This is a genomic window from Pectinatus haikarae (assembly GCF_050916305.1).
GTDB lineage: Bacteria > Bacillota > Negativicutes > Selenomonadales > Selenomonadaceae > Pectinatus > Pectinatus haikarae.
Genome location: NZ_CP116940.1, coordinates 2718204 through 2739425 on the forward strand (window position 1 = coordinate 2718204; position 21222 = coordinate 2739425).

18 protein-coding genes and 1 riboswitch are annotated in these 21222 nt (G+C 40.9%); of the genes, 1 reads left to right on the forward strand and 17 read right to left on the reverse strand.

Annotation, left to right across the window (positions count from 1 at the left end; all coding sequences use genetic code 11):
- Nucleotides 1-182: 182 nt before the first annotated feature.
- A complete protein-coding gene (locus NXG61_RS13075; protein WP_307222537.1) occupies nt 183-1934 on the reverse strand; it encodes a thiamine pyrophosphate-dependent enzyme in 1752 nt (583 codons plus the stop codon).
- 211 nt (nt 1935-2145) lie between these two features.
- Between NXG61_RS13075 and NXG61_RS13080 the strand changes: the two genes are divergently transcribed.
- Nucleotides 2146-2511, forward strand: coding sequence for a winged helix-turn-helix transcriptional regulator (locus NXG61_RS13080; RefSeq protein ID WP_196605361.1), 366 nt, complete (start codon nt 2146-2148; stop codon nt 2509-2511).
- A gap of 124 nt (nt 2512-2635) precedes the next feature.
- Here the strand turns inward: NXG61_RS13080 and NXG61_RS13085 are convergent, their stop codons facing one another.
- From NXG61_RS13085 to NXG61_RS13160, 16 genes are all read right to left on the reverse strand, one after another.
- Nucleotides 2636-3313 (reverse strand): fructose-6-phosphate aldolase, encoded by a 678-nt coding sequence (locus tag NXG61_RS13085; RefSeq protein WP_196605362.1) that lies wholly within the window; start codon nt 3311-3313, stop codon nt 2636-2638.
- Between the two features lie 102 nt (nt 3314-3415).
- Nucleotides 3416-4315 carry a glycyl-radical enzyme activating protein gene (locus tag NXG61_RS13090; RefSeq protein ID WP_307222534.1) on the reverse strand — a complete coding sequence of 300 codons (900 nt, stop codon included), beginning with the start codon at nt 4313-4315 and terminating at the stop codon, nt 3416-3418.
- Entirely contained in the window at nt 4312-6660 is a 2349-nt protein-coding gene (locus NXG61_RS13095) for a glycyl radical protein (protein WP_307222768.1), read from the reverse strand. Before NXG61_RS13095 ends, NXG61_RS13090 begins: the two co-directional genes overlap by 4 nt.
- A gap of 114 nt (nt 6661-6774) precedes the next feature.
- Nucleotides 6775-7536, reverse strand: a complete 762-nt coding sequence (locus NXG61_RS13100; RefSeq protein ID WP_196605364.1) for a DeoR/GlpR family DNA-binding transcription regulator — start codon at nt 7534-7536, stop codon at nt 6775-6777.
- Between the two features lie 165 nt (nt 7537-7701).
- Nucleotides 7702-8262 carry a peptide-methionine (S)-S-oxide reductase gene (locus NXG61_RS13105; RefSeq protein WP_196605365.1) on the reverse strand — a complete coding sequence of 187 codons (561 nt, stop codon included), beginning with the start codon at nt 8260-8262 and terminating at the stop codon, nt 7702-7704.
- Between the two features lie 54 nt (nt 8263-8316).
- Entirely contained in the window at nt 8317-9486 is a 1170-nt protein-coding gene (meaB, locus tag NXG61_RS13110; RefSeq protein WP_307222532.1) for a methylmalonyl Co-A mutase-associated GTPase MeaB, read from the reverse strand.
- Nucleotides 9487-9489: 3 nt separating this feature from the next.
- Nucleotides 9490-11688 (reverse strand): methylmalonyl-CoA mutase, encoded by a 2199-nt coding sequence (scpA, locus tag NXG61_RS13115; RefSeq protein ID WP_370871609.1) that lies wholly within the window; start codon nt 11686-11688, stop codon nt 9490-9492.
- Nucleotides 11688-13895: a methylmalonyl-CoA mutase family protein gene (locus NXG61_RS13120; RefSeq protein ID WP_307222530.1), complete on the reverse strand. Its 2208-nt coding sequence runs from the start codon at nt 13893-13895 to the stop codon at nt 11688-11690. The genes scpA and NXG61_RS13120 overlap by 1 nt, the downstream gene beginning before the upstream one ends.
- Before the next feature lie 210 nt (nt 13896-14105).
- Nucleotides 14106-14285: riboswitch (cobalamin riboswitch) on the reverse strand.
- 73 nt (nt 14286-14358) lie between these two features.
- Nucleotides 14359-14727, reverse strand: a complete 369-nt coding sequence (locus tag NXG61_RS13125) for a MerR family transcriptional regulator (RefSeq protein WP_196605369.1) — start codon at nt 14725-14727, stop codon at nt 14359-14361.
- A gap of 204 nt (nt 14728-14931) precedes the next feature.
- Nucleotides 14932-15474 carry a flavodoxin family protein gene (locus NXG61_RS13130; protein WP_307222528.1) on the reverse strand — a complete coding sequence of 181 codons (543 nt, stop codon included), beginning with the start codon at nt 15472-15474 and terminating at the stop codon, nt 14932-14934.
- A 79-nt stretch (nt 15475-15553) separates the two neighbouring features.
- Nucleotides 15554-16723, reverse strand: coding sequence for an MFS transporter (locus NXG61_RS13135; RefSeq protein WP_307222526.1), 1170 nt, complete (start codon nt 16721-16723; stop codon nt 15554-15556).
- On the reverse strand, nt 16708-17628 hold the full coding sequence (locus NXG61_RS13140; RefSeq protein ID WP_307222524.1) for a PHP domain-containing protein: 921 nt from the start codon (nt 17626-17628) through the stop codon (nt 16708-16710). Before NXG61_RS13140 ends, NXG61_RS13135 begins: the two co-directional genes overlap by 16 nt.
- Nucleotides 17629-17642: 14 nt before the next feature.
- Nucleotides 17643-18653, reverse strand: coding sequence for an ROK family protein (locus NXG61_RS13145; protein WP_432748945.1), 1011 nt, complete (start codon nt 18651-18653; stop codon nt 17643-17645).
- 106 nt (nt 18654-18759) lie between these two features.
- Nucleotides 18760-19083: a hypothetical protein gene (locus tag NXG61_RS13150; RefSeq protein ID WP_307222520.1), complete on the reverse strand. Its 324-nt coding sequence runs from the start codon at nt 19081-19083 to the stop codon at nt 18760-18762.
- A 3-nt stretch (nt 19084-19086) separates the two neighbouring features.
- Entirely contained in the window at nt 19087-19581 is a 495-nt protein-coding gene (locus NXG61_RS13155; RefSeq protein ID WP_196605375.1) for a pyridoxamine 5'-phosphate oxidase family protein, read from the reverse strand.
- A 180-nt stretch (nt 19582-19761) separates the two neighbouring features.
- Nucleotides 19762-21051, reverse strand: a complete 1290-nt coding sequence (locus tag NXG61_RS13160) for an O-acetylhomoserine aminocarboxypropyltransferase/cysteine synthase family protein (protein ID WP_196605376.1) — start codon at nt 21049-21051, stop codon at nt 19762-19764.
- Nucleotides 21052-21222: the final 171 nt, after the last annotated feature.

Genomic DNA, 21222 nt, shown 5'->3' on the forward strand with positions numbered 1-21222 from the left:
ATATTCTTTTTCTATTTTACACCAACTTATAAAATATGTACACACAATTTACGCTTACACTATCTGTAAGGGTTTTTATACCGGGAGGACAATACAACTCATAACAAAAGGCGGAACATCATAGCGTTCCGCCTTTTTCCACATATATTCAGCAGTTTCCGAAAGTCTTCTCTGTTTAAAATCTAATCAACATTGTTGAAAATAACAGATAATGCCGGCTGTGTTTTTTCATCCAATTTGTATTGTTCACGATATTCATCAATGGTTTTTTTATCATACAGGACAGGATCAACCGGTACTGTATGCGTATCTATCGGATCAACATTTTTTATTTTCGCATCGAGCAGTATAGGCAGTTTATTGCCTTTTGCCTGCAATTCCTCAATTTTTTTAAGCGCATCTTGGAGTTCCTGTAAATTAGCTGCCCTGAATCCTATAGCACCCATGTTTTCAGCCATAGCAGCCCATTCCGCTCCCAATAGATCTATCCCGTATAAAGCTTGTCCTGCCACTATTTTTTCATGCTGGATAAAACCCAAAGATTTATTTTCTAAAACCACATTTATTACAGGTATATTGTATTTTACCTCAGTCAGAAGGTCAGGCATCACCATCGCATAACCGCCGTCTCCGGAAATAGACCATACCTGCCGCTCAGGGAAGCTTAGTTTGCCTGCCAATCCTGCCGGTAATCCGTATCCCATAGTGCCATACCATGAGGACATAGTCATTTTCTGTTTTCCGTTCAAAGGCAGCTGACGTATTGCCCATTCTGTGTTATTTCCCACATCAAGCGCAAAAACAGCATCATCATCAGCTATCGATTTTATTCCTTTTATGACCCCTTCAGCAGATAAACCTTCACTGTCGTCATCTGCCAATTTATCCAGCCATTTATCCCAGTTCTGCTTATTGACTTGTGATGCCTTCAAAAAAACTGATTCCGTCCGCTGTTTTCCTTCTTTAAGCAATGCCGAAAGAAAAGATTTCGCATCAGCAGGAACGGTAATATCCGCGTCATACTGTTTGCCAAAATCGGCTATGTCATTATTTATTTGTATAGATTTTATATTTTTGGGAAGAAATCTGGCAAACGGGTAGTTAGTGCCGACAAATATTATAAGATCTGCCATCTCACTTGTTTCAAAAGCCGGTTTGGTGCCCAGCCGTCCGCGGCAGCCCATATAATTTGGATGATCCGCAGGCATTATTCCCGTAGCAGGCGCAGTAGATAAGACCGGCATACTAAATTTCTCTGAGACAGCTGTTACTTCTTCAGCCGCATCACGTGCTCCCTGTCCTATCCATAATATCGGACGCTCTGCCTTATCAAGGCTATCAATAACGAGCCGGACATCTTCAGGCCTTGCCTGCAAAGGTTGACCGGTTCCGCTTACTTTTCGTGTTTTGGAAGGAACAAAGTCGATGATCTTCCCGGACAGATCATCGGGAATAATGACAACCGATATTGAATTTGAAGCGTACGCTGAACGAATTGCTTCATCAACGACATTTGGTATTTGTTCAGCACTGACTACTTGTTTATGAAATTGCGCTACATCGGCAAAAATAGGATCCTGATTCATTTCCTGAAAAAAATTGGTATTCATCACGCCTGTTGCAGACTGGCCGACTATCGCCAAAACAGGGACTCTATCCTGACGGGCATCATAAAGACCGTTGAGCAAATGCACGGCACCAGGTCCGGCGGATCCAAAACATACACCTATTCTGCCTGTCAATTTTGCATCAGCTGCCGCTGCCAGAGAGCCGATCTCTTCATGGCGGACTTGAATATATTTCAGATTTTTTCTTTCCTGATAGAAACCGTCTACTGTATTGTTTATAGAATCCGCGGTTATTCCGTAAATATGGTCAATCTCCCAACTAATCAACACACGTGCTAATGCCTGACCTGCTGTCATTTTTGCCATTTTTTTAACCCCTTGCCATTAATTATTGAAAAACATATAAGTAATTTACATATATAACATTATAAAATTCAATTTTTATGAAAACAATTACTTACTTTTTTATTACTATATCATTCACGATCATGTTTATTGAGAATATAATATGTTATAATTTACATAATCTCTTTGAAGATAAATATACAATAATTTATTTTGGAGGTAATTTGCAGTAATGATAACTAAAGATGAATTACCAATCTGTCCAGTGACCACAGCAATCGGCCTTATAGGCAATAAGTGGAGGCTTCATATTTTGCGTTTATTGTTCAATGATTCTTATCGGTTCAATGTTTTACTTAAAAGCATACCAGGCATCAGTCCGAAAGTACTGACCGACAATCTTCGTTTTTTAGAAGCCAACAGCCTGGTCAATCGCAAGGTATATTCTGAAATTCCTCTGCACGTTGAATATAGTCTCAGTGACTTTGGTGAGGAATTACGTCCTATTATAGCTGCCGTGCGCAGTTTCGGTATAAAATATTGTACTCTCAAACATAAAAAAATTACTGAACTGCCTTTGCCAAATAAAAAAGCTTAACAGAATAAATCACTCAGCCATATAAACAGCGGATAAAAAAGTATTTTTTCAAAAATGACAATGACAGAAAAGGAGGCAGGGTCACGCGTTCAGCGTGATCCTGCCTCCTTTCCATCTTTTTTGTTCATAAGTCACGGATAGAAGCAGCTCCGAATATTTGTTTCCAATCTGCTGCAAAATCATCGACCGCTTTTTTTATTGATGGCACAGCAAATGCTGCCAGTAAAATATCAGGACCGACAGTAGCCGTCTGCGCTCCACATTTGAAAGCGGTGTTTACCTGTGCTATATTTTTAAAGCTTGCCGCTAAAATTTGAGTATGATAACCATATACGGCTATCATATCAGCAAAAACAGCGATCGTATCCGGTGCGTCAATATCCAGGTTCTCCATACGATTAAAATAGGGTGCTATATAATCTGCGCCGGCTTCCATAGCCATAAGTCCCTGTGTTTTTGTATAAATAGCAGTGGCTGTCACTCCGACATCCTCTTTTTTCAGCAGGCGTATTGCCTTCAAACCTTCGGGGGTCGTCGGTATCTTTATGAATACATTTTTATCCACTTTATCCAATATGGTATGCGCTTCTTTCAATATACCATCGCTGTCTTCAGCCAAAATTTGAATATGGAGTGTTTTGTCTTTGCCTATTATGCTGCGTATTTTTTGAAAATGGGGGAAAAAATTTATTTTCCCTTCTTTTTTTATAATACTGGGATTACTTGTAACACCGCTTATCGGCAGCAGGTCATTGCATTTTTCAATCATTTCAAGATTGGCTGTATCAATCAAATACTTCATAGATATATTCGCTCCTTTATATATTGTTGACTGTATATTTTTATTATAACAGATTTGCAGATGATTCCGTATACTGAAATCTTTCCTGCCATGCGGAAAATTTTAATATCCGATGATCCCTGCTTCTTTTAAGATTCCGTAAAAATAAGCCATTTGCTCTGCAGTGTACATAGGCAGTTTTTCAGAAAAACAATAATCATAATCGACGTGTTTATATTTTGCCGCTGCAAGCGGATTATAATTAAGCAATTCATATTTTACGTGCTCATACCAAGATACAATCTGTTCTGCTATTTTTTGCAAGTTCTCCGGCACAGCCGTATAAAAGGGAATAAGTGGTGTCCTGATAATTACATTGTCTCTGTACGGAGATTGCAGAATAAATTTTATATTCTTTTTTATTATATCATTGTCTACTCCCGTACATTTTTTATGCAAATCATTATCATATATTTTAAAATCAGCAAACAAAGTATCTATATACGGCAACGCTTTTTCTATACTGCCGGGCCTTGTATATAAAGAAGTCTCCACTGCTGTATGAATTCCTTCTTCCCTCAGTTTTTGCAAAAGTGCCGTGCTGAATTCATTTTGAAAAAAAGGTTCTCCGCCTGAAAGAGTCACACCTCCTCCATATTTGAAAAAAACCTTATCCCGCTTAAGAATGTGTATCAGTTCATCAAGCTCATACCATCTGCTGTCCATTCTTAAAGCCCCCGCCGGACAGATCGACTCATATTCGTCAGGATTTTTTACTTTATCATTTTCAATGACAACTTGTTTTTTTTCAATGCGCACGGCGTTATCGCCTTTCTGTGCGCATTGTCCGCACAATATGCATGAACTTGCAAAACAAACTAATTTAGCATTGACGGATATACCTTCAGGATTCTGACACCATATGCAGTGCAGCGGACAGCCTTTTAAAAATACTGTGGTTCTGATCCCTGCCCCATCATTGACAGAAAAACGCTGTATATCAAAAATCAGTCCCTTCTTCATATCGCACTGTATTCCGTTCTGGCTATTATTTCATCCTGCAATTTTCTGTCCAGTTCTGTAAAATAAGCCGTATATCCGGCTACACGGACCGTAAGGCTGCTATATTTTTCCGGTTCTTTCTGCGCTTTCAAAAGATCTTCACGATGTACTACATTAAACTGGATATGCGGTATCTTCAGATCAACAAAAGCTCTCAAAAACATAGAAAATTTTTCTATACCTTCTTCAGTGGCAAAAAATTCCGGCAGAAATTTCATATTGAGCAGTCCGCCATTACTGGTCAGGACATTATCCAATCGACTAACAGACTGCAAAACGGCGGTAGGTCCGTTTTTATCGCAACCATACACAGGAGACATGCCGCCATCAGCCAATGGTTTTCCGGCAAGACGTCCGTCTGGCGAAGCTCCCACATTTTCCCCCATTGGCACATGTGCTGATACGGTATACATTCCTGTATGATATATTCCGCCCCGGCAGTTTTTATAATGAGTAAGCTTTTCTCTGAAATAATGCGCCCATTTTGCGGCAATATTATCGACCCATTCTATATCATTGCCATATTTAGGTACTTTGTTTTCCGCCATTGTCCGCACTATTTCGAAACCGTTGAAATCATTCTGCAGAGCATTGAGCATTTCGGCGCCGCTTACGTGTTTTTCATCATACACCAGTTGTTTGAGTGCCGCCATACTATCCGCAACATTGGCTGCCTGTATTATCTGAACACCCGATAAATTGTACTTTGCTCCGCCGGCTGTGACATCAACGCCATTTGCCAGGCAATTGTCTATCACTGCTGAAAGGAAGGGAGAAGGCAGCAGCGCCATATGCCCTTTTTCTACTTCTTCGCAGGCCATTATCATTTTTTCCAAAAAATAGTCAATCTGAGCAGCAAATGCTTTTTCCAGCTCTTCATACGAGCTGAACCTTTCCAAGCCTCCCATATCCGGTCCCAGCTGTTTACCGGTCAGCAGGCATCTGCCATGATTCATGGCAAGTTCAAGGGCTTTGTTCATATTAAACATCGCCGCGTCACTCCAGCCAAGATTATTCCCCTGCGTAGTAAGTTCAACACAGCCGACGATCGCATAATCCCATGCATCTTTTTTTTCTATCTTTAAGTCATTCATCATCGTTTCAATAATTGCTTCATCGTTGAAGAACTGCGGCATGCCGCTGCCTTTTGCCACCACTTTTACAGCATATTGCAAAAGCTTCTGTGATGTATTCTTATTTAGTCTGACCGACAGATTTGGCTGCGGCAGTCCCAAATCTTCCTGTGCCTTTAAAAACAAATATGACAGGTCATTTTCTGCAGTATTGCCATACTCATCCAACCCGCCTATCGCTATATTGAATCCGATGGGAAATCCGGCAAAATATTTTGCGCTGCCCTCGTTGCGCATATAGACAATCTGATTAAATTTCAGCCACAGGCATTCTATTATTTCCAATGCGTCATCCGCACTGATAATACTATTGTCAATATCATTTTTATAAAAAGAATATAGGTATCTATCCATGCGCCCCGGTGAAAAGGATGATGCGTTTGATTCCATCTGTAAAACAACAAATAAAAACCACAGAGATTGTACCGCTTCATGAAAATTTTCAGGTGGCCTTTTTGCTATATTTTCGCAATTATCCGCCATTTTCTCCAGTGAAGACGCAAATTTTCCATTGACACGAGCTGTATCTTTTAAAAGTATGCTGTATCTAAGCATAAAGGTCTGCATTCCATCCATGACTATGACTACCGACTTATAAAATTCTCTCTGTTCTCGCGTTAAAGACTGCCCGCCTGTCAATCGCTGTGCCTGCTCTTTTATTCCGGCAGGTCCTTTTTCCAGCCAGAGTAAACAATCCGGACAAATATGGCCTTGCGAATGATCTGTCTGGTTGATCTTGGCTACTTTACTGATCGCCGCAAGTTCCCTGCCATATCTTTTCTGTAATATGTCTTCCAGTGATTTATCCTGCCAATATGGTTTGATAATTTCCCTGTAGTCGTCAATATCTTTTGCATGGACTTGAAAGGGATCCTGCGGCCTGTTCGGCAGTGTCGTCAGTTCTCCATCTATCCAGGATCCTCCGCTCTCGGGTGAAACTACGCCAAATCTGACACCTCTTGTCCTGTTGCCGACAATCATTTCTTCCGGTTCGACTGCTATCTCGATCTTTTCCAGTGCTGCCTGCAAGGCTAACGCTCTTTTTATTATCACAGGTTTCTCTTCATTTTTTTTATAAACATCAGTTGTAAGAAGAGCCTGTTCAACAGACATGTATCTTTTTTGTGCCAGCATTTTTTTCTTCAGTATCTTTATTCGTTCTGACATTTTCATATTTTGCAATACGATCTCTCCTCTTTTATTATTTTATATTATTATATATTGTTTTTTATTATTTTTCAATAAAAATTATCTCCGCACAAAAACGGTACGGAGACAATAAGAGTTTCATAAATTTTTTATTCTATATTCCTTGATTTTTTTCGCAGCCTGCCGGGAAAGCGGTTTTTCCGTCACAACAGCAATAAAATCATTCAAAGAGGCATATAGAAAATTACCACTTCTCATAAACTTTTCGTTTTCCGCTAATATATACGCTTTATCTGCGGAGTCAACCGCCTTTTTCTTAGTAAGTCCGTCTTCCGGTTTATATGTATATACAGCATTTTTGTGTATATCAATGCCTACCGCCCCCATAAACGCCGCATCAAAATGCAGCTTGTCAATTAAACCATTAGCGAGTCCTCCAATAAACCCGTCTCCTGCAAAATCGAGAGTCCCGCCAATAAATGTCATTTCCGCGTATTTATGGGCTGCCAGCAGATTCATTATATCTATCATATTAGTGATAACATTTACTTTGATTTTCTTGTTCAGCAGCAGCCGGGCCAGTTCCACGTTCACCGTAGAAATATCTAAAAATATCGTATCACCGGTTTTTATAAGCTCCAAGGCTTTTTTTGCGATTATCTTTTTCTGAGCTACATTGGTATCTTTGCGCTGTTCCGCTTTGAGCTGATGTGTATTTATCCTTTCCGTTACCGCTCCGCCGTAGACTCTTTTCAGTAAACTATTTTTTTCCAATGCGGCGAGATCCTTGCGTATACAATCTTCCGTCACACTAAAGCGCATGCTTAAATCTCTTACTAAGACTCTGCCATTTTCTTCTAATAAATCTATAATTTTTTTTTGCCGTTCCTGTACAAACATTTTTGCTCCTTTGACATGGGACAGGTATCATAATTTTCCTTGTTATATATATTTTTTATTGGATTTATTATACCATAATGGCTAAAGCGGACCAAATAAATGCAGAAAACCGCCATACCAAACATTTTCTGCTCAGTACGGCGGTTTTTCATGATGTTGTTATTCTCAGACTGATGTAATTATTTCCAGTTCTCTGAGACGCATAAAATCTATAAAGGTTTTGGTTGAGGGATTCTTTCTTAAATAATATTGATGCATTTCTTCTGCCGGATAAAAGTTTACCAAGGGCAGTGCCTCCATATAACACCTGCGGGTTGCCGTCAGCATACTGTCAAAAGATTTTACGGCAGAAAATGGCGTTATAGGCAGCGATCTGTGTCTGCTTTTTATAAAGTTCATATACAGCTGAACGACTGCCTCATCTTCCCCCTCAGAATAATACACTCCGCTGCGCTGCATATTCTTCTGGCCATTCTTTATATAAGGATCAATAACAGTGCACAAGATATCCAGCAATGTGGAAAGATCTATTTTTTTAGGATCATATTCTGCTTCTATTCCCATTGCCGCTCCGGTTTTCCCTTTCAATATGTCTTTATGACAAGGATAAGCTGCAAGTGAATTTATATATCCCGTTTTTGTGGCTGTGACTCCCTTTACCCGGGAAAAAAGCTCCTGCAGTTCATAAAAGCTTCCGCCGGCAAAATAAATATTTTTAGTATACATTTTCCGTCTCCTTGGTCACCCTTCTGTTTAAATGCGCAGAATCACTGACATACTTTAGAAAATGCCGCTGTGCCTTTTGGCCGCACGTTCAATATCGAACAGATTAATCAATTCCGCAACGGCCTGAGTCGGCGATATCTTTCCCGTCAGCACGGACTGGCGAACTTCCGGCATACGTCCTGTTATTACAGGATCATCAAAAAACAAGTTATGCAGATGTTCATCAATCATGCTGTAAGTCCAGTCAAGAAGCTGATTTTCCCGGCGTTTTTGAAATGAACCTTTTTCTTTTGTCATTTTAGTAAAAATTTCTATGACTTTCCATAATTCTTTCAACCCGGTTTTTTTTATGGCTGAACAAAGATATGCATGTGTCTGCCATCCTTCTGTGGCCGGACGAATATATTCTATCATACGTTCATATTCGCCGCGGGATACTTTTGCCTTCAGCAGGTTGTCACCATCAGCTTTATTAATAACTATTGCATCGGCCAATTCCATTATCCCCTTTTTTATTCCCTGCAGTTCGTCCCCCGCACCCGTCAAAACGACCAGCATAAAAAAATCAACCATGGATCGCACCGTTATTTCTGATTGACCTACACCGACAGTTTCAATGATTATGATGTCATATCCCGCTGCCTCACACATCAGCATCGTTTCACGGCTTTTTCTTGCAACGCCGCCCAAAGTTCCGCCCGCCGGTGATGGTCTGATAAATGCATTCTGATTCCTCGACAATGTTCCCATACGTGTTTTATCGCCGAGGATGGATCCTTTTGTCACAGAGCTTGTCGGGTCGACAGTCAATACAGCGATTTTATGCCCCATATTGCACAGCATATTCCCCAAAGCCTCTATCATTGTACTTTTACCTGCCCCCGGGACTCCCGTTATACCTATCCGTAAAGCCTTTCCTGTGCGGGGCAGCAGCTGCTGCAAAACATTCTGTGCCTTGGCAAAATGGTCCGAATTGTTACTTTCTATCAACGTAATAGCGCGCGAAAGGACCATACGGTTCCCTTGTGCTACTCCATTTACATATTCTTCGACCGGTAAAACTAATTTTCTGATCGGCTTCCTGCGTCCTTTTTCCAGCTGTGGATTGATATTTCCCACTGTAGTATCGGTTATTCCCTCTATGCCGTCCATTACACTGCAGGCAAAAGCTTTATCGTTTTTTTCCGGAGCCCAGTCTGGTTTAAAACTTTTATATTCAGCCATAATTCACACCTCGGCCAGTTCTGCTTTAACCTCTTTGATCAAAAGTGTGAGCAGTTTTATACCTGCTTCAGGAATATTTGTACCCGGAGCGAATATAGCTGCCGCACCATGTTCATATAGGTAATCGTAATCCTGCACAGGTATAACGCCTCCGATAGCCACCATAATATCTTCACGCCCAAGTTTTTTCAATTCTTCCACCAACTGAGGCAATAACGTATTATGTCCTGCGGCCAACGAACTGAAGCCTACCATATGCACATCATTGTCGACTGCATCCTGCGCCGTTTCTGCAGGAGTCTGGAATAAAGGCCCTACATCCACATCCCAGCCCATATCAGCAAATGACGAGGCTATTACCTTCTGTCCTCTGTCATGACCGTCCTGTCCCATCTTGGCAACGAAAATACGCGGACGGCGGCCTGTCAGCCTTTCAAAGTCATCGGCCATGCCGCGGGCTTTTTCCAGTTCAGTCTTGTCCGTAAATTCGGATGAATAAACACCTGATATTGTGTGAACAACCGCGTTAAAACGGCCCGATACTTTTTCAACTGCATCCGATATCTCACCAAGGGAAGCATGCGCTCTTGCCGCATTTACGGCAAGCTCAAGCAGATTTCCATTGTCACGGGATTCAGCGGCATTGGTCAATGCCTCAAGACAGCTGCGCACCTCATCGGCATTTCTTTCTGCACGCAGTTTTTTCAGACGTTCTATCTGAGAATTGCGTACTGCCGTATTGTCTATTGCCAGAATTTGCAGAGGATCTTCTTTTTCCAGACGATATTTATTAAGGCCCACTATTGTTTCATTGCGTGAATCTATCTGTGCCTGACGGCGTGCAGCAGCTTCTTCAATGCGCATTTTAGGCAGCCCTGTGGAAATAGCTTTCGCCATGCCGCCTAATGCTTCTACTTCTTGGATATGCGCCCACGCCCGTCTGATTATTTCATCTGTCAATGCTTCCACATAGTAAGAACCGCCCCAAGGATCTATTATTTTGCACACACGCGTTTCATCCTGTATATAAAGCTGTGTATTGCGGGCAATACGCGCAGAAAAATCAGTTGGCAGCGCTATTGCTTCATCAAGGGCATTCGTATGCAGCGACTGGGTATGCCCAAGGGCCGCGCCCATAGCTTCCATACATGTACGAGCAATATTATTGAAAGGATCCTGCGCCGTGAGCGACCATCCTGAAGTCTGGCAATGTGTGCGCAATGCCATTGATTTACCGTTTTCGGCACCAAACGATTTGACTATCTTAGCCCAGAGTACGCGTGCCGCACGCATTTTGGCTACTTCCATAAAATAATTTTTTCCTATTGCCCAGAAGAATGATAATCGTTTTGCGAAAGCATCTATCGGCAGGCCGGCCTTCACTCCTGTACGTATATATTCCAATCCGTCGGCCAGCGTATAGCCGAGTTCTATATCAGCCGTGGCCCCCGCTTCCTGCATATGATAACCGGAAATGGAAATACTATTGAACTTAGGCATATATTTCGTCGTATATTCAAAAATATCACCGATGATGCGCATGGACATTTCCGGCGGATATATATACGTATTGCGTACCATAAATTCTTTCAGTATATCATTTTGAATCGTACCGGCCATAACGCTTTTATCCACGCCCTGTTCTTCGCCGGACAAAATATAAAAGGCCATTATCGGCAGCACCGCACCATTCATTGTCATTGAGACAGACATTTGGTCCAGTGGTATTCCGTTGAATAATATGCGCATATCTAAAATGGAATCAATAGCTACGCCGGCCTTGCCTACATCTCCCAAGACACGCGGATTATCCGAATCGTAGCCGCGATGTGTAGGCAGATCAAAGGCTATGGACAGACCCTTTTGTCCTGCAGCCAAATTGCGGCGATAAAAGGCATTTGACTCTTCCGCCGTTGAAAAGCCTGCATATTGGCGGACAGTCCACGGCCGAAATACGTACATTGTAGAATAAGGCCCGCGCAGACATGGCGGAATACCGCTGGCAAAATCCAGATGATTCATATGAGCATATTCGTCAAAATTATAAATCGGTTTAATGGGAATATGCTCCATTGTTTTACCGGCAAGAGCATCATAATTCAAACCTATTTCGTCTTTCAGCTTCTTCATCCATGCATCTTTTGAATGGAAAGATGCATCGCCGAGCCCGATCTTACTGAAATCAGGATTTCTAAATGCCATTATCCGACCATCCCTTTCTTTTTTTGCAGGAATTGCAAAATTTTATAACAGTTTGCTTTGACCGAGATAAAATCGTCAACTCCCGCATTACGATAAGTTTCTTCCAGATCCTTGGGAGCAGCTCCTGCCAGATACACTGTCACATCAGGCAGTGCCTGTTTTAGCTTCTGTGCAAGCTCCGGTACTATCTCCGGATAAGTTTTATCGGTAGAACAGATGACAACAGCATCCGCTCCCGATACCTTTGCTGCCTCGACCGCTTCATCGCTGGATTTAAAGCCTTCATTGGCAAGAACATCGAAAGCGCCTACCTGCAGGAAACTGGTAGAAAATTCCGCTCTGGCCTTATGCTGCGGTATAGGCCCCATATTCGCCAAAAATATTTTTACATTTTTTCCTGTATCTTCTTTATAATTTTCCGTCACACTGCGCAAAGCCTCATAACGTTCACTCCAGCGGTGCGGCAATATAGGAGTGATACATTCACCTGCCCCGTTTTTTCTCTTATCCATCATCTTGCGCAGCTCTGCAATTGAACTCCCTGCTTTAGCAGCTTCGATCGCATCATCTACCAGCCTTTTTTTATCGCTCATGCCAAATGCAGCCAAACATTCCTGTTTAAATATTTCATCAACATCCGATAAATAATCACCGATATCGTTCATTCTCTGTTTTTTTAAACTCTCCGCATCTTCGGGACGCTTATCAATAAGTTTTTCCGTCATATTTGGATACATATTATTACCCACAATACGATCTCTGCGGAACTCTGCATTCTTAAATCTTGCCTGAAGAATATCCGCTATCTGCTTTTGCGGATATTCTGTTTTGAGTGCTTCCAGCATCCCGCCTTTTTCTTCTACGAGCTGAAATTCTGCCCATATTTTCTCTTTTATTTTTTGCGTGAGGCTTTCAACTGCCCATGAACCTCCGGCAGGATCAATAGGTTTCAATAGACCAAATTCTTCCTGGAGGATAATTTGGACATTTCGGGCAATACGCCGTGAAAATTCATCACCCTTTCTGATAGGTTCGTCAAAAGGTGCATTTTCATAAGAATCCACACCACCTACTACTCCGGAAAAAATTTCTGTCGTATTTCTGAGCATATTTACATACGGATCATAAACCGTTTTGCAAAAGAGTGCCGGGCGGGCATGAATATACATTCTTTGAGCATCCTCACCGCCGCCAAATTCTTTTATTATCTTCGCCCATATCGGCCGCACTGCCCGCAGTTTTGCTATTTGCATAAAAAAATTAGCACCCATGGAAAAAGTGAAACTTATCTGTGAAGCTGCGGCATCTATTTCCATACCGCGTTCCAGCAAAGCGCGCAGATAAGAAACAGCCATAGAGAGTGTATATGCTATTTCCTGCACGTCATTTGCTCCGCCGCGGCTGAAAACATCACTGCGCACCATTATAGTTCTGACTTTTGGTGACTTTTCGTATGCCCATGAGGCGCATTCATACATTTCATCATACAGAGAATCAAGACCGGCATAATTTTTTCCATGACTTATCAGTTCGCCCAAAGGGTCTGCACCTATTATTCCGTGCATACCTTTTACAGGACAGCCTGATGCCTGCAATGCAGCTACGGATATGGAAAGGACAGGCAGAGATGATGCACCTGAATAAATATAAAGACCATATTTATTCAGATCCAATCCGCTCAGCAATTGATGCATATCTGCCAAGGTAGTTATGCTGCATCCTCCATCGCCTACTTTTTCAGCATACTGCGCATCCTTATTCTGCAACGTTGCCTGATCAAGCTTTATATTGTAAATTGTTGATCCCCTGTCCACTTCATGTTTCAACAGCTCATTATTCTCTTTTGGCATGCTTTCATCGCAGGCCTGAGCGATTCCCCACGGTTTTTCAATATAGCCATTTATCCTGCTGCCACGCATAAAATCGTCCATACCGGGAAAGGAATTTTTGGGCAGTATATCTTCCGTCATTATTTTCGTATACATAGGTTCAAACGTTATATCTTCATACGTCTTCGTATACATTTTTTTTTCAAATGGTGCACCTTTAAGCAGTGCTATACATGCTTCCTTCCATTCTTCATGCGTAGGCTTTGCAAATTCATCAAAGGGCACTTTAGGAAAGTCTGTCTGCTGGTCCGCCTTCTTCAAAATAGCCTGAAGATCAAGATTATCACTGTCATCTTGATTTTTTACTTCATCTTTCATCAGAAACCTCCTTTTATTGAGAAACAAAAAAATCTACCCGCAGAAAGCAGGTAGATTAAAATAGCAGTTTCAATAAAATCTCTCAGAAAATAAAAATCCGGCCTTAACAACAAAGCCGGAGAATATTACCATGTGATCCATATCCACAGTATCAAATCTCCCTCCCTATCTCTCGCAGGTATAAGTATCGGTAAATGAGCACCAACACTAACGGTGATGTTAAAACAGGCAGTTCTCCTGGCTCAGATTCATCATTTTTTCAAGCCTTCCCAAAGCTTCTGCTTCAGTGGCACAGTTTGAAAAATTCATCTTCACAGTGGCGGGACCGCTCCGGCTTCATACCGGATTCCCTATTAAGTCATTTCTGACACCTGTCTCCAACTATATTCAATTTTCATGTTAATATTAACTTTATTTATCAGGTTTGTCAATTAAATTTTCATATATTACGCTTTTTTGATTCTCACAATGTCTCCGCAACTCTGTTCATATTATCATAATGTGCAATTTTAGAAGCCAATCTTGCTTGTGTAGCCTGCATTTCAGCAATTCGTTTATCCAATCGCTTTTTTTCTTCAATAAGCAAATGTTTTCGTGCTGCCTTTGTTTTTGATCCTTCCTGCCAGAGCCGTACGTATTCAATTAATGTTTCAACCGGCAGTCCTGCACTGCGCATGCACCGAATAAACTCCACCCAGCCGCAGCTATGCTCATCATAATCGCGAACACCGCTTGGTTTACGCGGCACCGACGGAATCAATCCTACACGTTCATAGTAACGTAATGTATCCTGTGTCATACCATATTTTTCACTTACTTCTGATATTGTCATTTTTATTTCTCCCTACTTGAAGACAGCCTCTTCCCGCGGCACATTTTTATCCTAAAACGTTTCTGATATACTTTTCAATTTAAATTTTACTACATGGTGTTCACTCAAAGTCAATATTATTTATATAATTTTTTTAATATAAACATATGCTATAGTACGATACATATTGATCAGAAATCTTTTTATTCCCTGTTATCAACAATTTTAAAATGATACCGCCAGACTTTGCAATGGTTTTTCATAATTAATATTTTTTATCGCTCCAATTTCTAGTACTCCTGGCATCATAATTTCTCCGACTGATTCCCATTTCAACAACCCTATCATTTTTTCATAAGAAAATTTTATCCCCGTGAAAGTTTCCATTTGATTCTCCTCACAGCAGGTAATAAGTGCACATTTTTTATTTCCTATTCCCTGCTCTCCTACACAAAAAGAATAAAATTTGTCAATGACAGCTTTTAACTTGGCTGGAAAGGTATACCAATAAACGGGTGATACAAAAACAACTATATCAGCAGCGAGTATTGACTCTGCAATATGATTAAAATCATCCGTAAAGGAACAAGCAGTTCCTTTACTAAAACATGTATCACAAACCCGACAACCTTCGATCTTTAAAAAGGCTGTATCAAAACGTTTCACCTCATTCTCTCTTTCTTTTATAGCCGCAATAAGACAATCAGCCATTGTGTTGCTATTACCATTTCTTCGTGAGCTTCCCGTCAAAACCACAATTTTCTTCACATGAATATCTCCCTACTATTTTTTTAGTTTAGTTTCAACATCTTGCAATAATTTTTTCAGCCGCATACAAAATCGATCATCATAATACTTTTTTATATACATAGCCCGCAATGCACATCTGCAATGCCACAAGTCCTGCCAGCAGCGCAAACGATGTATAAAGACTTGTTTGATGCGCAATAAAACCGATTACTGCCGGTCCCATCAATATTCCCAAATAGCCTAATGTACTTACTGCCGATACTGCCATATTAAGCGGCATGATTTTTTGTTTGCCAAGCAATGAAAAGAATACCGGCACGATATTCGCACTGCCGATACCGATAAGGAAGAAGCCCGCATAGAGAAGCGGCTGCCATGATGCCAGAATGACAAACAGGAAACCCATGACAGACAGGAGGCTGCCGCCAAGAATGATAGGCTTGCTGCCGAGTTTTTGCACAAGCCGATCTCCTGTCAGGCGCATTATAAGCATCGCGGCTGAAAATACCGCAAATCCTGTACCAGCCATTGATATGTCAAGACCTCGTACCGATGTGAGAAACACACCGCTCCAATCCATGATAGCTCCTTCAACTAAGAAAGCAATACATGCAATTATTCCTACAAAGGCTACTATTCCGTGTGGAACAGCGAATAGCGAAGTCCCTGACTTCCCGCCCCCATAACTCAACAGGTGACGTCCAAAGAAAGACAATGAAAAAAGCATGATTATTGTCGCGCAAATAGTGGCCATAAATGGTGTGTAGCCGAAATTCAACCATATACCAAAAATACCGGCGCCCGAAAAGCCACCAACACTCCAGAGTGCATGCATTCCCGACATCAAGCGTTTTCCCGAAGATTTCTCTACGATAACCGCATGAATATTCGCTGCTACATCCACCATACCCATGGAAGCTCCAAATACTAGAAGTGCCGGTACTGCCATCCATAAAGAAGCTACCTGGCTCAAAGTCAGAAGCAGCACTGTATAAATAAAAGCTGCACTCACAAGCACCACTCGACAGCCAAAGCGTGCAACCGCAATACCAGTGAGCGGCATTGTAAACAACGAACCGATACCGATACAAAGAAGCAGCATACCCAAAACATCTTCGCCAAGCTGCAGTCTTGCTTTTAAAAACGGGACAAGAGGCGCCCATGATGCTGCCCCGAAGCCGCCGATGAAAAAAATGGCACGTGTAGCATGCCGCTGCCAAATTCCCGGAGTTTTCAGCACAGATTTTTCTATTATATCTGAAGACATCCTACCATCTCCCCGCCGCGTTCTTTGATTTTTTGTACAAGCTGCCCATATACCCTATGAGCATACGGATGCTCCAATTCTCCTAAATATATAGAAGGCTTGGTTTTACCATGAAAATCGCTTCCCGAAGTTGCGATTTTTTTATGTTCAATGCAAATTTTCGCATAAAATCTTTTAGTTTTTTCGTCGTGATAATTACTGTAAACTTCAATGCCATCAACACCGGCTTTTATAACAGATTCTATAATTTCACGATTTTGACCAATATTGGCACCTGGATGCGCAAGCACAGCCACACCGCCGTTCTTTTGAACAGCATAAACAGCCTCAGCAAGTGAAATATAACGCATAGGCACATAGGCAGCTTTTCCCTGCGAACAAAAATCCCAAAAGAAATTTACAAATGGATTGTCACTGCGTGCGCCACCGGGCCGCAAAGGTAAAAGGAGACTATTCTCATTATTATGCGGATCATTCAGTATAACCTCTGCCAGCATCTCAGCAACAACCACACCGTTTTTCGCTTTTGCCCTTACCAATTCTTCACTAAAATAAAAACCCATTTTCCGTACAAGTTCAATCAGCTTATCTGATGCAGCAATTTCCTGTTCATGTACATCCCGCTCAATTTTTCTAAAAATCACTGCATCTGCATGTATACCATATCCCAAAAGATGAAAGTTGTGCTTCTCATGTATGCAATCAATTTCTATTGCAGGAAAATATGCCAAGCCCAGCTCCACTGCGGCCTGTTTAGCATATAAAACACCACGTGTAGAATTATGATCAGCTAATGCCACCGCTTTTAATCCTGCTGCGGCGCATTTTTTCATCAAATTCTCCGGTGTAAATTCCCCATCAGCACTGTAGCTCGAATGCATATGCAAGTCAAACCATTTTTCCATAAAATCTTCTTAATTTATTTTTTATTGTTTAAATACTCTGCAGCCAAACATCGTATGCCTTTTTTATAGTCTTCATATATTTCTGATTTAATCGTAATTTCCGGCAAAAATTCTTCTGAAATTTCATGCACGCAGCATTTTCTAATAAATTCTGTCTGCGCAGGCTGAATTATTTCGCTGTAAATGACTATACGATGCGGATTCCATGTTGATACAAAAAGCAATATTGCTTGTACTGCATTTCGTATAGCTTCACAATTTACTGTCGAGGCCTTGTCTGCAAATTTGATTTTATGCTTTGGCTTAAATGTCCTAAAACAGTGTCCCATCTCTCCCGCAATCCCATCGCGTCCCCTGTAGAGATTTCCCTTTACAAAAATTCCTGCCCCCGGCAGATAATTCTGAGGAAAGTAAATACCCACAACGGTTTCTTGACGGTATTTTTCCTCCAATGAGTAAATATAGCCTGCTACTGTGACGTTGATATCGTTTTCAAAAATCACCGGGCACTGCAGCTGCGCCGAAAGACTTTGGCAAAACATTGTATCCTGCAATCCGGGATAATCGCTTATAACTAATTTTCCTTTTACTTCGACTCCCGGAAGTCCGACTACAATTACTGAAATTTGCGGATATTTATTAAAATAGGGACGAAGAACTTCAGTAAAATATTCCAGATTTATCTTTTTTGGCTGCAGCTCAGAAATTTCTAATGTATTTCCCAGCAAATCATCCACTGAAATAAACATAGTATCGCGGCCTGTTTTTTCATGCATATAAATAATCAATGCCAGGCGATGTTCCGCATTAAAACTATAAGTTTGTGCCCGCCGTCCTCCCGAGGATTCTGCTTCTTCAGCCGCAGCAGCTTCGCCGTTCAACAAAAGATCCTGTAAAAGAGAATTAACTGTAACTACACTCAACCCTGTATACTCTGCCATTTGAGGTTTAGTGGCCTGTCGAACCCGTCTGAGGCACAAACGTAAAAGCTCCAAATTTTCACTGCGCAAATCTTTTTTATGCAAAATATTCACCATCTTTATAAATTATCTTTATAAAGTAAGTTTAGCATTTCCCTGCTACATTGTAAAGTCTTTTATAAATTGTTCCAAATACGTCTCAATCGCTATCCTAATTTTTTGGTGCAATAAATTTTCTTTTTGCCCACCTATCTATTCTCCTCGTATGAACGCGCCCTAAAGTAAAACCATATAACAATAGCATCAGCAATACAGCAGTAAAGACATCAAATTGTCCAGCGTTTATAAAATTCACGATTCCCAACAACGTTTGAGGAATTACACCTGTCACGAAAAACATTACAGCCGAAATTCGGAACCAGCCTGAAGAATTCATCTTGTATCGCGCATACAGCATAAAGAATGTAATCAACCATGCCAAAATTTCTAAACAGAACAAAATAAGCCATTTTTGATCTAAAATTAAATTTATCATACTTTAGACCTGCTCTCTGCTTTGTACTAATTCTATAGCTTCCTTGCCCGTCATATGTTCTATGGTAATTTCTATCACACACGTATTATTCAATTGAGTTTGAATTTCTTTTTGGCATTCCGCTATTCTTCCCGGTGCGTATTTTTCTCCTAATCTGGACAATATTTCTATTCTTTCTGCTTCATTTTTAATAATTTTTGCTCTTCCAAAAATAATTACACTGCGAAAATAGGTCGTAAAAGTTTCCGGTACAATCTGATCTTTATCCACCACACAAAAAGACACTCTTGCATCATTTTTTAAACTGTCTATTTTATGCCCGCTACGTGCAGAATGCAGATATATTTTCCCTTTACCATACGCATAACTCACAGGCACTGCATAAGGATAACCGTTATCACCATGAACGGCAAGTATTCCTACAGTCCTGTATTTTAAAATTTCATCAATTTCTTTTTTCAACAAAAGCTGCCGCTTGCGCCGCATTTCCCTAAACATATTATTCACTCCTCAATTTCTAATAAATAAAAAACAAAAACGTCCTGTAATTATTCCTTCAAAGGCCTAACGGAATAATTACAGGACGTTACCCGGCGGTAATTTTATCTGTAAACAGTATAAATCACGCTCTAGTCAAATGTCAATACTATGCTACTCAAATTATTATCTTATGTTCTCTCAGACAGCATCAAAAGCTTGTTTCAAATCCCAAATGATATCGTCAATATGCTCAGTACCTATTGACAAACGAACGGTAGAAGGTGTAATACCGCTCTGTGCCAGTTCATCAGCACTCATCTGTGAATGAGTCGTGCTTGCTGGATGAATAACAAGCGACTTCACATCGGCTACATTAGCAAGCAATGAAAATATCTTTAAATGGTCTATGAAATTACGCGCTTCTTTTTCTCCGCCTTTTATTTCAAAAGTAAAGATGGATATACCGCCATTAGGAAAATATTTTTTATAAAGTTCATGGTCAGGATTATCAGACACCGCCGGATGATTGACCTTGGCAACCTTCGGATGAGTGCTCAAAAACTCTACTACTTTAAGTGAATTTTCTACATGGCGTTCAACACGCAGCGATAAAGTTTCTGTTCCCTGCAGTAATAAGAACGCATTAAATGGGGAAAGAGTTGCCCCCGTATCACGCAGCAACAATGCACGCAGATATATTGCAAAAGCAGGTGCACCGATATCCTTTGCGAAACTTATACCATGGTAACTAATATTTGGTTTCACCAAATGGGGGAATTTACCTGAAGCCACCCAGTCAAATTTGCCGCTGTCAACAATAACACCACCTAATGTAGTGCCATGTCCACCAATAAATTTCGTAGCAGAATGGACAACTATATCAGCACCGTAATCGAACGGTTTTACCTGATAAGGTGTAGCAAAAGTGCTGTCAACTACAAGTGGAATTTTATGCTTATGCGCTACAGCAGCTATCTTTTCTATGTCAATGAGATTGGCATTGGGGTTGCCTATAGTTTCGATGAATATCAAACGGGTATTTTCTTTAACCGCGGCATCAAATGCATCTATGCCTTCCGCAGGGTCAACAAATGTTGTAGTTATTCCGCGATCCGGTAATGTATGTTCGAGAAAGTTATATGTACCGCCATAAATAGTTGTAGCTGAAACAATATGGTGACCTGCATGCGCCAATCCCTGAAATGCATATGCTACGGCTGCCGCACCGGATGCCACCGCAAGACCGGCCACCCCGCCTTCCAATGCAGTGATGCGTCTTTCAAATATATCTTGTGTGGTATTGGTGAGGCGGCCGTATATATTTCCCGCATCTTTGAGTCCAAAACGATCACTTGCATGCTGGCTGTTTTTAAAAACATACGATGTTGTCTGATATATAGGAACAGCTCGTGAATCTGTTGCGGAATCGGCCTGTTCCTGTCCGACATGAAGCTGTAAAGTTTCAAATTTATACTGATGTTCACTCATGTTTATTACCTCTTTTTATTTTATATTTTATTAACCGCCTACCAGTTTCAGGGAAGCGGCTGCTACCTACAATAAGAAAAAGATCAAAGCATGCCCTCCGCACACTTCGACCTTTAGTTTTCTAATTAGTCAAATGTAATAATGTAATGATATGATTTATATATTAGCATG